This is a genomic window from Hydrogenophaga sp. (genome assembly GCF_030158645.1).
Classification (GTDB): Bacteria; Pseudomonadota; Gammaproteobacteria; order Burkholderiales; family Burkholderiaceae_C; genus Hydrogenophaga.
Genome location: NZ_JAOASO010000159.1, coordinates 69,584 through 82,547, shown reverse-complemented (window position 1 = coordinate 82,547; position 12,964 = coordinate 69,584). Strand labels below are relative to the sequence as shown.

At 66.8% G+C, this 12,964-nt stretch carries 11 protein-coding genes; 6 read left to right on the top strand and 5 right to left on the bottom strand.

The features are described from left to right. The first annotated feature begins 28 nt into the window (after nt 1-28). Complete coding sequence (locus Q1W68_RS17105; protein ID WP_300648829.1) at nt 29-886, top strand: sulfurtransferase; 858 nt, start codon at nt 29-31, stop codon at nt 884-886. Between the two features lie 37 nt (nt 887-923). Then, the gene (locus Q1W68_RS17100; protein ID WP_300648831.1) at nt 924-3,479 is read left to right on the top strand and encodes a PAS domain S-box protein; all 2,556 of its coding nucleotides are present in this window, start codon (nt 924-926) and stop codon (nt 3,477-3,479) included. Between the two features lie 3 nt (nt 3,480-3,482). On the opposite strand, the gene Q1W68_RS17095 is transcribed toward Q1W68_RS17100, so the two are convergent. The 4 genes from Q1W68_RS17095 to polA all read right to left on the bottom strand — a co-directional run bounded on the left by Q1W68_RS17095 (nt 3,483) and on the right by polA (nt 9,333). Continuing rightward, a complete protein-coding gene (locus tag Q1W68_RS17095; protein ID WP_300717155.1) occupies nt 3,483-4,289 on the bottom strand; it encodes a ZIP family metal transporter in 807 nt (268 codons plus the stop codon). Nucleotides 4,290-4,359: 70 nt separating this feature from the next. Further along, nucleotides 4,360-5,259: a dienelactone hydrolase family protein gene (locus Q1W68_RS17090; RefSeq protein WP_300717154.1), complete on the bottom strand. Its 900-nt coding sequence runs from the start codon at nt 5,257-5,259 to the stop codon at nt 4,360-4,362. A 47-nt stretch (nt 5,260-5,306) separates the two neighbouring features. After that, nucleotides 5,307-6,500: a serine hydrolase gene (locus Q1W68_RS17085; RefSeq protein ID WP_300648837.1), complete on the bottom strand. Its 1,194-nt coding sequence runs from the start codon at nt 6,498-6,500 to the stop codon at nt 5,307-5,309. Between the two features lies 1 nt (nt 6,501). Then, nucleotides 6,502-9,333, bottom strand: a complete 2,832-nt coding sequence (gene polA, locus Q1W68_RS17080) for a DNA polymerase I (RefSeq protein WP_300648838.1) — start codon at nt 9,331-9,333, stop codon at nt 6,502-6,504. Between the two features lie 91 nt (nt 9,334-9,424). On the opposite strand from polA, the gene Q1W68_RS17075 reads away from it, so the two are divergent. Genes Q1W68_RS17075 through Q1W68_RS17060 form a run of 4 tightly spaced genes read left to right on the top strand, consistent with a single transcriptional unit; the run spans nt 9,425 to nt 12,346 of the window. Then, nucleotides 9,425-9,760, top strand: coding sequence for a hypothetical protein (locus Q1W68_RS17075; protein WP_300648633.1), 336 nt, complete (start codon nt 9,425-9,427; stop codon nt 9,758-9,760). A gap of 11 nt (nt 9,761-9,771) precedes the next feature. After that, on the top strand, nt 9,772-10,803 hold the full coding sequence (locus Q1W68_RS17070) for a homoserine kinase (RefSeq protein ID WP_300717153.1): 1,032 nt from the start codon (nt 9,772-9,774) through the stop codon (nt 10,801-10,803). Then, nucleotides 10,800-11,597: a BPSS1780 family membrane protein gene (locus Q1W68_RS17065; RefSeq protein ID WP_300648629.1), complete on the top strand. Its 798-nt coding sequence runs from the start codon at nt 10,800-10,802 to the stop codon at nt 11,595-11,597. The genes Q1W68_RS17070 and Q1W68_RS17065 overlap by 4 nt, the downstream gene beginning before the upstream one ends. Beyond that, nucleotides 11,594-12,346, top strand: a complete 753-nt coding sequence (locus tag Q1W68_RS17060) for an iron dicitrate transport regulator FecR (RefSeq protein WP_300648628.1) — start codon at nt 11,594-11,596, stop codon at nt 12,344-12,346. The genes Q1W68_RS17065 and Q1W68_RS17060 overlap by 4 nt, the downstream gene beginning before the upstream one ends. A 22-nt stretch (nt 12,347-12,368) precedes the next feature. On the opposite strand, the gene Q1W68_RS17055 is transcribed toward Q1W68_RS17060, so the two are convergent. Continuing rightward, the gene (locus Q1W68_RS17055; RefSeq protein ID WP_300648627.1) at nt 12,369-12,956 is read right to left on the bottom strand and encodes a hypothetical protein; all 588 of its coding nucleotides are present in this window, start codon (nt 12,954-12,956) and stop codon (nt 12,369-12,371) included. Between the last annotated feature and the right edge of the window lie 8 nt (nt 12,957-12,964).

Sequence of the window (12,964 nt, the reverse complement as noted above, 5' to 3'; positions counted from 1 at the left end):
CCCCGGGAACCTGAAGCACAATGCGCGCATGTTCACCACCCTGATCTCTGCCCGCGAGTTGCAACAATGCCTGTCGGAAGGCGCTGCGCCGCTCATTTTCGATTGCAGCTTCGACCTCATGAAGCCCGACGCAGGCGAGGCACAGTTCGCAGAAGAACACATCCCGGGTTCGGTTCACGTGCACCTGGACCGCCACCTCAGCGACAAAACCGGCGACGACCGCGCCAGCGGTGGCCGTCACCCCCTGCCTTCGCGCGAAACGTTCGCGAAGCGCATGGCCGCTCTCGGCCTGTCCGACGGCATGCAGGTGGTGGTGCTGGACCGTCAGGGGGCCAATTACTGTGGTCGCCTGTGGTGGATGCTCAAGTGGTGCGGCCATGAAGCGGTGGCCGTGCTGGACGGCGGGCTGGCGACATGGAAGGCCGCGGGCGGTGCCGTGGTCAGCGGGCCAGCGCCCGCGCCCGAACCCGGTCATTTCACCCTCCAACCCGCCGCCGCCTCGACCGTTTCCACCCGCAGCCTCCAGGACTCACTCGGGCGCCCCACGCAGACCCTGATCGACGCGCGGGCAGGGGCCCGCTTCCGGGGTGAAATGGAGCCGCTCGACCCGGTGGCTGGCCATATTCCGGGGGCCTTGAACCGCCCGTTTGCCGAGAACCTGGGCCCCGATGGCCGATTCAAACCGGCGTCCCAGCTGCGCGCCGAGTTTGAACACCTGCTCGCCGGGCGCGCCCCGGCCAGCGTGGTGCACCACTGCGGCAGCGGGGTGAGCGCCATCCCCAACCTGCTCGCCATGGAGATTGCGGGCCTGGGGCGCACCGCGCTCTACCCAGGCAGCTGGAGCGAGTGGTGCAACACGCCCGGCGCACCCTGCGCTGCCAGCTGACGACGACCCGGTTCCGGCACCTTCCGTTTCCATCACCATGCAGCCGTACGACGACGCAGCCCTCGACATCCTGGGCGACCAGGACCGCACCGCCGCGCTGACCCTGCTGTCGCTCGTGATCGGCATCGCAGGACTGGTGGTGCTGGTGCTGGAACTCATGCTCGCCTCTCCGGGTCAGCACGAGGGCTGGGTCGCCGGTGGGCTCACAGTCGTGGCCTGGCTGAGCTATGGACTCTCGCGCACCGGCCACACGCGCTACGTGGCGCACGCCATCGTGGCCGCCGTGCTCGGCGCGGCCATCTTCTCCGCCGTCACCTACGGCTCGGTGCGCACCGCCGTGGGCTTTCTCTTCATGGGCGCGGTGGTGGGTGCCGGCATCTTTCTGGGGCGCAAGGCACTGGTCATGACCACGGTGGCCAGCATCGGCTCGCTGGGCATGCTGACCTGGGCAGAAGCCAACGGACTGCTGACCGCCAGACCCGACTTCAGCGTCAGCTTGCGCGTGTGGATCACGCACTCGGCGACCGTCCTGGTGTGCGCACTCATGGTCCACCACAGCCGGGTGAGGACCAACCGGGCCATCCGGCTCAAGACGCAGGAGTTCGAGCGCCGCAAGGCCACCGAACAGGAGCGGGACCGCAGTCTGGAGCGATTTGCGCGCATCTTCCGCACCAGCCCAAGCCCCATGCTGGCCCAGTCGGCACGCACCGGTTCCATCCTCGATGTGAATCCCGCGTTCGAGCGCAGCTACGGCTATGCGCGCGAACAGGTTCTCGGTCGCCAGGAACACTTTCTGTGGGCCGATCCGGCCCAGCGCGAAACCTACCTGCAGCGGCTGTACGCCGAACGACACGTCGATCAGTTTTCGGTCCAGGGTCGTCGCAGCGACGGCACGGTGTTCGAGGCGCTCATCTCCAGCGAGATGGGCACCGACCGTGAGGACAAGCTGATCATCACCACCGTGACCGACGTGAGCGCGCAAGCCGAGGCCATGGACCGGCTGCGGCGCTCGGAAGAACGCTTCGCCAAGGCCTTCAACTTCAGCCCGCTGAACCTCACCATCACCCGCCTGAGCGACGGTAGCTTTCTGGAGATCAACCAGGCCCAGGACCGCGTGCAGGGCATGCTCCCGGACGAGCTGATGGGCAAGACTTCGGTCGAGGTCGGTGCCTGGCTCTCGTCCGCCGATCGTGAGCAGTTCGTGGCCCAACTGCTGCGCGACGGCCGGATCAACAGCTTCGACACGCTCATGCGCCACAAGGACGGCAGCCTCGTGGACACCCGGCTGTGGGCCGAGCTGATCGAAATCGATGGCGAGGCCTGCATCCTCTCGTGCACCGTCAACATCGCGGCCGAGAAGCGGCGCGAGTCGCTGCTGCTCAACGTGGCGCGGGGCGTGGCGGCCGAAACCGGCGAGGCTTTCTTCACGGCCCTCACGCGCCACCTGTCCGAAGCCATCGAGTGCGACATGGTGGTCATCGGGGAATGCAGGGACACGCAGGAAATGGACGTGCTGTCGATCTGGAAAGATGCCCGACCCCTGCCCATCTTCAGCTTCGAGACGGTCAACACGCCGTGTGCAGAAACGCTGAAACAGAAAGACGTGTTCGTCTGCGCTCAGGGCCTGCCGCAGGGTTTTCCCAACGCCCGGGGCATCAACCGCGAAGGTTTCCAGTCCTATCTCGGCCAGGCGCTGCGCGATGCCGACGGCACGCCCATCGGCATCCTGTTTGCGATGTGGCGCAAGCCCCTCGAGCTGCGCGAAGACATGCAGGCGCTGGTCTCGATTTTTGCCAGCCGCGCCAACGCCGAGCTGGTGCGCCTGCACCGCGATCGCGAGATTCAGCGCCTGACAGAAACACTGGAACAACGCGTGCGCGAGCGCACCGCCGACCTCCAAAAACTCAACGCCGAACTCGACTCCTTTGCCTACACGGTGTCGCACGACCTGAAGTCCCCGCTGCGCTCCATTGACGGCTTCACCCGCCTGATGGAGGAACAGATGGGGGAGCGCCTGAGTGCCGAAGAGCGGGACATGTTTGACCGGGTGTTGTCGTCCACCGCCCGCATGGGCTCGCTGATTTCCGCCCTGCTGGCGCTGGCGCGCGTGAGCCAGGCGCCGCTGGAGCGCCAGCGGGTGGACCTGAGCGCCCTGGCCAGCAGCATCCTCAACGAGCGGCTGGTTGAACACGCACAACGAACGGTGCGCCGCCATGTCGCCGAGGGGCTGACCGCACAGTGCGACCCACAACTGGCGCGCATTGCGCTGGAAAACCTGCTGGGCAACGCCCTCAAGTACACCCGTGACCAGCCCGAGGCCGTGATCGAGTTCGGCTGCGTCGTGGCCGAGGGCACCGGCCAACCCCGGTTTTTTGTGCGCGACAACGGCGTGGGTTTCAACATGGCCTACGCCGCCAAGCTGTTCAAACCTTTCCAGCGCCTGCACATGGCCAGCGAGTTTGAAGGCACCGGCATCGGTCTGGCCACCGTGCGCCGCATCATCGAGCGCCACGGGGGCGACATCACCGCCACCGCCGCGCCCGGCGAAGGCGCCACTTTCAGTTTTTCGCTCGGTGAAGCACCGTCCGCGTGAGGTTCAGTGGGCCAGGCTGCTCACGAGTGTGACCAGCGCGATGCCCGCCAGCAACCAGGCCACCTGGGACACCGTGTCCCGAAAGCCCAGCTGTTTCTGCAACTGCGGAATCAGGTCGGCCAGCGCCACATAAACAAAGCTGCTGGACGCGGCCACCAGGAAGAACGGCAGGTAGTCCTGCAGCTGCGTCACCAGGAAATAGCCCACCACGCCACCGAGCGCGGTGACGGTGCCGGCGAGCGACACCTTGACCAGCGCAGCCCGCGAGGTGCCCGAGGTGTGGCGCAACACCACGAGGTCGCCGATGTGGTGCGGCACCTCGTGCGCCAGCACCGCCAGTGAGGTGATCACGCCCAGGCGCATGTCGGCCAGAAAGGCGGAGGCGATCAGGATGCCGTCGCCAAACGCGTGCACGCTGTCACCGGCCAGCACGGCCCAGCCGCCCGAGCGCGGGCCATGGTCGTGGTGCGCGCGGCTGTGTCCATGGTGGTGGGCGTGGCCGCCATGGCCGGTTTCCTGCGCCGGCCCATGGTTGTGCTCGTGCCCGTGGTGCCACAGCTCGGCCTTGTCGAGCAGGAAGAAAAACACCAGCCCGCCCAGCAACATGGCAAACAGCTCGTGGGCGCCGGCCTCGCTCTCGAAGGCCTCGGGCAGCAGGTGCATGAAGGCCGTGGCCATGAGCGCGCCGGCGGCCATGCTGAGCATGTGCTGGGTGAAGCGCGCCAACATGGCAAAGGCCATCAGCGCGGCCAGCCACACACTGCCCACGCCCGCTGCCACGGTGCCCATCAGGATCGCCAACAAGGTCATGTTGTTCTTTTCAGTTCATCCACAAAAAAGGCCGCTGGTCAGCGGCCTTGGCTCCCCGGGACGTGGCGGCTCAGGCCACACCGTGCTGCTGGAACCACGCCAGGGCACGGTTCCAGCCGTTTTCGGCCGGCTCCTTCAGGAAGCTGGGTCGGTAGTCGGCGTGGAAGGCGTGCGGTGCGCCGGGGTAGACCACGAAGGTCGACGCTTTGGCAGCCGGACTGCCCACCGCCAAAGCAGCCTTCATCTTATCAACCGTGTCAAGCGGGATGCCGGTGTCGGCCCCGCCGTAGAGGCCCAGCACCGGGCCCTTGAGCTGCGCGGCCACGTCGACCGGGTGCTTGGGGCTCAGGGGCGTGACATCGCCCACCAGGCGGCCGTACCAGGCCACGCCGGCCTTCACCGCCGGGTTGTGGGCCGCATACAGCCAGGTCTGGCGTCCGCCCCAGCAAAAGCCGGTCACGCCCAGCTTCGTGGCATCGCCTCCATTGGCCGCCGCCCACTTCACCGTGGCATCCAGATCGGCCATCACCTGCGCGTCGGGCACCTTGGACACCACCTCGGCGATCAACTTGGCCAACTCGCCATAACTCTGGGCATCGCCCTGGCGCACAAACAACTCCGGAGCAATGGCCATGTAGCCCGCCCGGGCAAAACGGCGCGCGGTGTCGGCGATGTACTCGTGCACCCCGAAAATCTCCGACAACACCAGCACCACCGGCAGGCCGGTCTTGCCGGCGGGTGCAGCGCGGTAGGCGGGCATCTTGTAGCCGTTGACGTCGATCATCACCTCGCCCACCGTGAGGCCCTCGGACGGGGTGCGGATGGCGGTCTGCGCCATCAGCGGGGCGGCAGCCGCCGCGTAGCCCACACCGAGCGCGGCCTTGAGCGCGGTGCGGCGGGTGGTGCCGTGTTCGTTCGACTGGCCGGGCAGCAAGGCGCCGAGATCCTGGGCATGTTGCTCGTTGAGCATGGTGTGTCTCCTGTTGAAGGTCGAGGCTTTGCAGTCTGCCATGCGCCCTAAAGTCGCGTGGCGGCGTCGAACATGTCCAGCAGCTCATGCTCCCACGCACCGTCCTGGTCGACCGCGGTGTGCACGAGCACGGTGCGGCTGGACAGGTCGATCAGCACGCGCTGGCCGTGGTGGCCGTGCATGGCCGGTCGCGAACCGTCGGGACGCGCGTGCCAGAACAAGGCCTTGTAACCCTGGGTCAGGCGGACCCGCCCGTGGCGCACCGGGGCGTCCGCCTCGCTCCACGAGGTGCATTCGTTGATCCACGCTTCGCTGACGATGGCGCGGCCGTCGGGGCCACGCCCGCGTTGGGCCACCAGCTGACCCAGCCGAGCCCAGTCGCGCAACCGCGCGGCGAAACCGATGCTGTTGAACTCGGCGCCGCGCGCATCGGTGAACCAGGTGGCTGATGCCTCGGCACCCAGGGGTTGCCACAGCGCCTGCTCGGCGAACGTCGACAGCGATCCCCCGGTGGCGCGGCGAATCACCATGCCCAGCGTCAGCGCGCACAGTTCGTTGTAGTTGAAGCGCGTGCCGGCGGGTTCGCTACGCCGGTTCCAGCCCGCCACCGTGCGCGCGATGTCCGGGTCACGCCCCAACAACGCACCGGGGTACAGCACGGCGTTGTCGCGCGCGTGCACCACGTCGGCGCCGCTGCACATGTTGGACAAATGGCGCAGCGAAGTCTCGCCGTGCAGGGTGCCGGCGAGTTCGGGCACGTAGCGCGCCGCCAGGTCGTCGAACGAGGCCATGAGCCCCCGGTCCAGGCAGATGCCCAGCAACAGCGAGGTGACGCTCTTGGCCATGGACCAGCTCTGCAGGCGCATGGCCGGCTGGCGCTCGAAACGGTAACGCTCGAACAGGATCTGGTGGTCCCGCGCGATCAACAGGCCGGTGACAGGCCACTGCTCGAGATAGGCATCCGGCGATGTTTGGGACAGCCCGGAGCGGTAGCGGAAATCGTTCACCGGCGCGTCGCTCCAAGCCGCTGACCGGTCGCGGGCGTGGATGACGTGGTGACGGATGTTGCGCTCGTGACCGCCCGAGTAGTTGCCCACACGGAACTCGGGCAAGCGCTCGAAACTCGATCGGCTCTCGGGGTAGCCACGCCGCGCACCCCACTTGTCGTCGGTCTGCGCCCAAGCGGGCCAGCCCGCCACCGCGAGGCCGGCCGACAGAACCGCGCGCCGCGAGAGCCTCATCTCAATGGGCCTGGTCCCAGTTCGGACCCACACCCACTTCAGCCAGCAGAGGCACCTTGAGTTCGGCCACGCCCGCCATCAGGCGAGGGATCTCGGCCTTGAGCCAGTCCACCTCGGCCTCGGGCACTTCGAACACCAGTTCGTCGTGCACCTGCATGACCATCTTGGTGCCGCGCTGCTGTTCGTCCAGCGCCTTCTGCACCGCCACCATGCTGAGCTTGATGAGGTCGGCCGCCGTGCCCTGCATGGGCGCGTTGACCGCCTGGCGCTCCAGCGCCGACAGCTTCGCGCCTTTGGCGTTCTGGATGTCGGGCAGCACCAGGCGACGACCGAACACGGTTTCCACGAAGCCCTGGACCTTGGCCTGTTCGCGCGTGTCGTCCATGTACCGCTTCACACCCGCGAAGCGCTCGAAGTAGCGCGTGATGTAGTTCTTGGCCGCCGTGTTGTCGATGGCCAGGGCCTTGGCCAGACCGAAGGCGCTCATGCCGTAGATCAGGCCGAAGTTGATCACCTTGGCGTAGCGGCGCTGCTCGCTGCTCACCTGGGCCGCGTCCACACCAAACACCTCGGCGGCGGTGGCGCGGTGCACGTCGATGCCCTCGTGGAAGGCGCGCAACAGCGCTTCGTCGCCGCTGATGTGGGCCATGATGCGCAACTCGATCTGCGAGTAGTCGGCACTGGCGATCACGTGCCCGGCGGGCGCCACGAAGGCCTCGCGCACACGCCGGCCTTCGGGCGTGCGGATGGGGATGTTCTGGAGATTGGGGTCGTTGCTGGACAGGCGCCCGGTCACGGCCACGGCCTGCGCGTAGTGCGTGTGCACGCGCCCAGTCCCGGGGTGGGCCAGCTGCGCGAGCTTGTCGGTGTAGGTGCCCTTGAGCTTGGAGAGGCCCCGGTGCTCCAGGATCTTGGCCGGCAGCGGGTAGTCTTCGGCCAGCTTTTCCAGCACTTCCTCGTCGGTGCTGCGCGCACCGGTGGCGGTCTTCTTGATCACCGGCAGGCCCAGCTTGTCAAAAAAGATCTCGCCCAGTTGTTTGGGGCTGCTCAGGTTGAACGGCTGACCGGCGATCTCGTAAGCCTCCTGCTCCAGCGCGTGGATGCGCGAACCGAGTTCGTGGCTTTGTTTGGCGAGGGTGGGCGCGTCGATCAAGACACCGTTGCGCTCGATGCGGTAGAGCGCTTCGCTGCTGGCGATCTCGAGCTCGTAGATGAACTTCAGCCCTTTACCAGGCTGGCTGTTGGCCTGCAGTTGGGGCCACAGCACGCGGTGCACATCCAGCGTCTGGTCGCTGTCTTCGCACGAATACTCGGCCGCCTTGGCCACGTCAACCTGCGCAAACGGGATCTGGTGCGCCCCTTTGCCGCACAGGTCTTCGTAGTTGATGCCCTGGCGGCCCAGGTGGCGCAAGGCCAGGCTGGCCAGGCCGTGCGGCTTGTGCACTTCCAGCACATAGCTCTGCAGCATGGTGTCGTGCACATAACCCTGCACCTCGATGCCGTGGTTGGCGAACACGTGGCGGTCGTACTTCACGTGCTGGCCGAGCTTGGCGTGTTTCGGGTCTTCCAGCCAGGGTTTGAGCCTGGCGAGCACCTCGTCGAACGGCAGCTGTTCGGGCGCATCGGGCCCGCTGTGTCGCAGGGGGATGTAAGCCGCTTCGCCCGGCGTCACGCTGAAGCTGATGCCCACGATCTCGGCGCGCATCTCGTCGAGCGAGGTGGTTTCGGTGTCCAGCGCCACCAGGTCGGCCGCCTGCAAACGCTGCAGCCAGTCGTCGAACATCGCCCAGGTCAGGATGGTGTCGTACTGCAGGTTGGTGGTGCGCTGCGCGCTGCCGCTGAGGTCGGGCTCGTCGAACAGCCCCGGTGCGTCGTTGCGGGCCTTGCCTTGGGCGGGAGCCGGGTGCTGCTCGATCCGCTCAGGCGGCACATCGAGCTGCATCAGCGTCTTCACCAGACCCTTGAACCCATACTTTTCGCCGAACGCCCTGAGTGCTTCGGAATCCTGTCCTCCGATCGAAATGGCCTCCAGCGAGGGCAAGCCTTCCATGTGGTCGCTCAGGTCGCAATCGGTCTTGATGGTGAGCAGTTCACGCCCTTTGGGCAGCCAGTCGAGTGCGTTGCGCAGGTTTTCACCCGCCACGCCTTTGATTTCACCCGCGCGCGCCACCAGCGCCTCCAGCGAGCCGTATTCCTGCAGCCACTTCACCGCCGTCTTCGGGCCCACCTTGGGCACGCCGGGCACGTTGTCCACCTGGTCGCCCACCAGGGTCTGGTAGTCCAGCATCAGGCTGGGCGGCACACCGAATTCCGACGTCACGCCGGCGATGTCGCGCCGCCGGTCGTTCATGGTGTCGATCACCGTGATGTGCTCGTTGACCAGCTGGCTCAGGTCCTTGTCGCCGCTGGAGATGATGCAGTTGATTCCCTGCTGGGAAGCCACATGGGCGAGCGTGCCGATCACGTCGTCGGCCTCCACGCCGGGCACGTCCAGCACCTTCCAGCCCAGCAGCTTGACCACCTCGTGGATGGGTCCGATCTGCGCACGCAGGTCGTCGGGCATGGGCGAGCGGTTGGCCTTGTAGTCCGGGTACAGCGCATCCCGGAAGGTCGGTCCCTTGGCGTCGAACACGCAGGCGGCGTAGTCGGCCCGCACGTCCTTGCGCAGCTTCTGCATCATGTTGATCATGATGCGGATGGCGCCCGTTTTGAGCTCGGTGCCATCGGGGAGGGTCGTGCTCATGGCTTCGCCACCTGCGAAGAACGCACGGTAAAGGTAGCTGGAGCCGTCGACCAGCAAGAGGGTGGGGGTGGGAGATGAAGCGTCGGACATGGGCGCATTGTCGGGGAGATCGGCCCCCGCCCGCGGGTCTGGCCGATGGCCCCGGCTGCGCCTTGCGGCCCCCGCCTGCCTACAATGCGGCATGAACGCCCACACTCCACGCCTGCTGCCCGCCCTCGCCCTGTTGACGGGCATCCTCCTGGCCCCGGCCGCCTGGAGCCAGACGCCCCCGGTGGAGCAGGGCCCGCAGCCGATCTCGCCGCGCGACCGGATCGAGCGGATCACCAACGAAGATGCCCTCACCCGCATCGACGAGGTGCGCGTGGGCGGTGAGACCAAAAGCATCGAGGTGCAACCCAAAAACGGCGCGCCGGCCTACCAGATCAACCCCGACACGAACGGCGCGGCCAGCAGCGAAACGGGTGGCAAACGCACCGGCAACGCCGGTCGCAGCAGCTGGCGCATCCTGAATTTCTGATCCTTGGTTTCATGGCCGTTTACACCGAAGTCGCGTTTGCGCAAGCCGCTGCCCTGCTGCACACCCTGAATCTGGGCGACCTCACCGAGCTGCGGGGCATCCAGGGTGGCATTGAGAACACCAACTATTTCGTCACCAGCGAGCGCGACGGCGCCACGCTGGAGCATGTGCTCACCGTGTTCGAGCGGCTGGGCTTCGAGCAGTTGCCGTTCTACCTGCACCTCATGAAGCACCTGGCCGGCAAAGGCATTCCGGTGCCCGACCCGGCCGCCACCCCCAGCGGCGAGATCCTGCACACGCTGCACGGCAAACCCGCCGCCGTGGTGGACAAGCTGCGCGGCAAAAGCGAACTGGCCCCCGGCGTGGCGCACTGTGAAGCGGTGGGCGCCATGCTCGCGCGCATGCACCTGGCCGGGCGCGACTTCGCCATGAGCCAGCCCAACCTGCGCGGCCTGCCCTGGTGGAACGAGACCGTGCCGGTGGTGCTGCCCTTTTTGAACGCGCCGCAGGCCGACCTGATCCGCACCGAACTGGCCTACCAGAACCACGTGGCGGCCAGCCCGGCCTACACCGCACTCCCCCGCGGCCCGATCCACGCCGACCTGTTCCGCGACAACGTGATGTTCGAGGCTGGCGAACTCACCGGTTTCTTCGACTTTTACTTCGCCGGCTGCGACACCTTCCTGTTCGACATCGCGGTCTGCCTCAACGACTGGTGCGTGCACCACCGCCAGGACGCCACCGACGGCAGCCACGATGCCGCCCGCGCCCGGGCCTTCCTCGCGGCCTACCAGGCGGTGCGACCCTTGAGCGCGGCCGAACGCAGTTTGCTGCCGGCCCTGCTGCGCGCTGGCGCCTTGCGCTTCTGGATTTCCCGCCTCTGGGACCTGCACCTGCCGCGCGAAGCCGCCATGCTTCAGCCCCACGACCCCACCCATTTTGAGCGCGTGCTGCGCGACCGCGTCAGCCACGCTGGCGACTTGTCGGCCCAGCTGCTGGATGCCGCGGCGCCCGCCACGGCGCTTCAACCACAGACCGCATGAAACTCCACCTCGTTCCCGCCCGAGTCGGCCTGCAGTGGGTCAAGCTGGGCGTGAAGACCTTCTTCCGCCAGCCACTGGCCATGTCCGGCCTGTTCTTCATGTTCATGGCCACCGTTTCGGTGCTCTCGCTCATTCCCCTGCTCGGCACCCTGATCTCGATGGTGCTGGTGCCGGTGGCCACGCTGGGCCTCATGGCCGCCACGCGCGAAGCCACACAAGGGCGGTTTCCGATGCCGTCCACGCTGATTTCGGGCTTGCGCGGCAAGCCGGTACAGACCCGCAACATGCTGGTGCTGGGCGCCATGTACGCCGCCGGCCTGCTGCTGGTGCTCGGCGTGGCCACGCTGTTTGCCGGCGACGCGCCCGCGGTCGATCCGAATGCGGGCGAGGTGTCGGCCGAGCTGGTGCGTGCTTCGCTGGCCAACCAGGGGTTGCTCGCCGGTCTGGTGGTCTACCTGCCGGTGGTCATGGCCTTCTGGCATGCACCGGCCCTGGTGCACTGGCACGGCGTGAGTCCGGGCAAGAGCCTGTTCTTCAGCTTCATGGCCTGCTGGGGCAACAAGGGCGCCATGCTGTTCTATGCCTTGGGCTGGGTGGGCGTGTTCATGTTGGTGGGCTTGTTCCTGAGCCTGCTCGGCGCGCTGCTGGGTGGCGCCCAGGCGCTCAACATCGTTTTGTACCCGGCTGTCCTGTTCATGGCCTCGATGTTTCACACCTCGATATATTTCACTTTCGTTGACAGTTTTGAGTTGACCGAGCGACCAACGCCCACCACCAACGGAGAAGAAGCATGACCCAACACACCCTGAAAGGCCGTCAAGAGGGCGAAATCACGTGGTTCCAGCGCCGCGACACCCTCAAGGCTGCGGCCGCCTGGGTGGGCATGGGCGGGCTGCCGGCTGCCATGGCGCAGCAGCGCAGCAATGTGGTGGACATGGTGGGCGATGTGCTGCTCAACGGTCAGCGCATGTCACCGCAGCAGACCATCCAGACGGGTGACGAGATCGCCACCGGCCCGGCATCCAGGCTGACCTTCGTGCTGGGCAATGCCGCCCTGCACGTGCGGCAAAATTCCCGCCTCACGGTGGAACGCGGCATCACGCTGCACACCGTGAGCTTGCTGCGTTTGCTCACAGGCGCCGTGGGCAGCGCCTTTGGTCGAGGCCCCAGCCGCACCATCGTGACGCCCACCCTGACCGCCGGCATCCGCGGTACCGGCACCTACACCGAAGTGTTCCCCGAACAGGGTAACCGCAGCTACTTCTGCAACTGCTACGGCGCGGTGGACATGCAGGCCGGCGGCAACCGGGCGCAGTCGGTCTCCAGCTACCACCAGTCGTTCTGGGGAGAGGCCGAACCCAAGGCTGGCCGATTCCTCACGCCAGCACCGGCGCTGAACCACACCGACGAAGAGATCGAGTTTCTCGCCCGCCTGATCAACCAGCGCACCGCCTGGCAGATGGCGGGACGCACCGGCGTGAAAGACGGGCGCGGCTACATGGAGACGCGCCCGCCCGAAGCGCACCCGGCCGCGGTGCGCTGAAAAGCGGGGGTTCAGCCCCGGCTCAGAGCTTGGCGCCCGGGCTGGTGTGGGATTCGTTGCGGACCGCCTCCAGCAACTGCTCCAGACCGTCCAGCCACTCGCGGATGGCGTCGGCCGTGGGTTGCAGGTCGAAATAGGCCACGCATTCCCCCTGGCGACAATCCACCTTCATGCCGCGCTTTTTCGCGATCGCGGTGACCACCGCGTTGTCGGCGTAGAAGTTCCATTCGATGCGCTTGTGGCCCTGCGCAACCAGCCGTGGGTACAGCCAGTTCGCCATGCGCTGGCTCATGCCGCCTCGCACCTCGGGCAGCGCACTCGATGCGGTCTCCACGGCATCGTTCGCCAACGTGGCCTTGCCATAGCTGCCCAGCATCAGCAGCCGTTGGTGGGATGCGTCCCAGAGGCCGAACACGGTGTTCATCTGCAGCAGCCTGCGGGCGATCTTCTCGGCGTGATCGGCGTCTCTGACGGGAACTCCAAAACGCAGTCGCTGGTCGGCTTCGCCGAGCGTCCGGATGTGAACGACGATGGCCGGTACGTCGTCGGGCGTGAGGTCCACAAAGGTGGCGGCGCTTTGCGCAGCCGCTTGAGCGGTGGTTTGAGGCATGGTGTTTC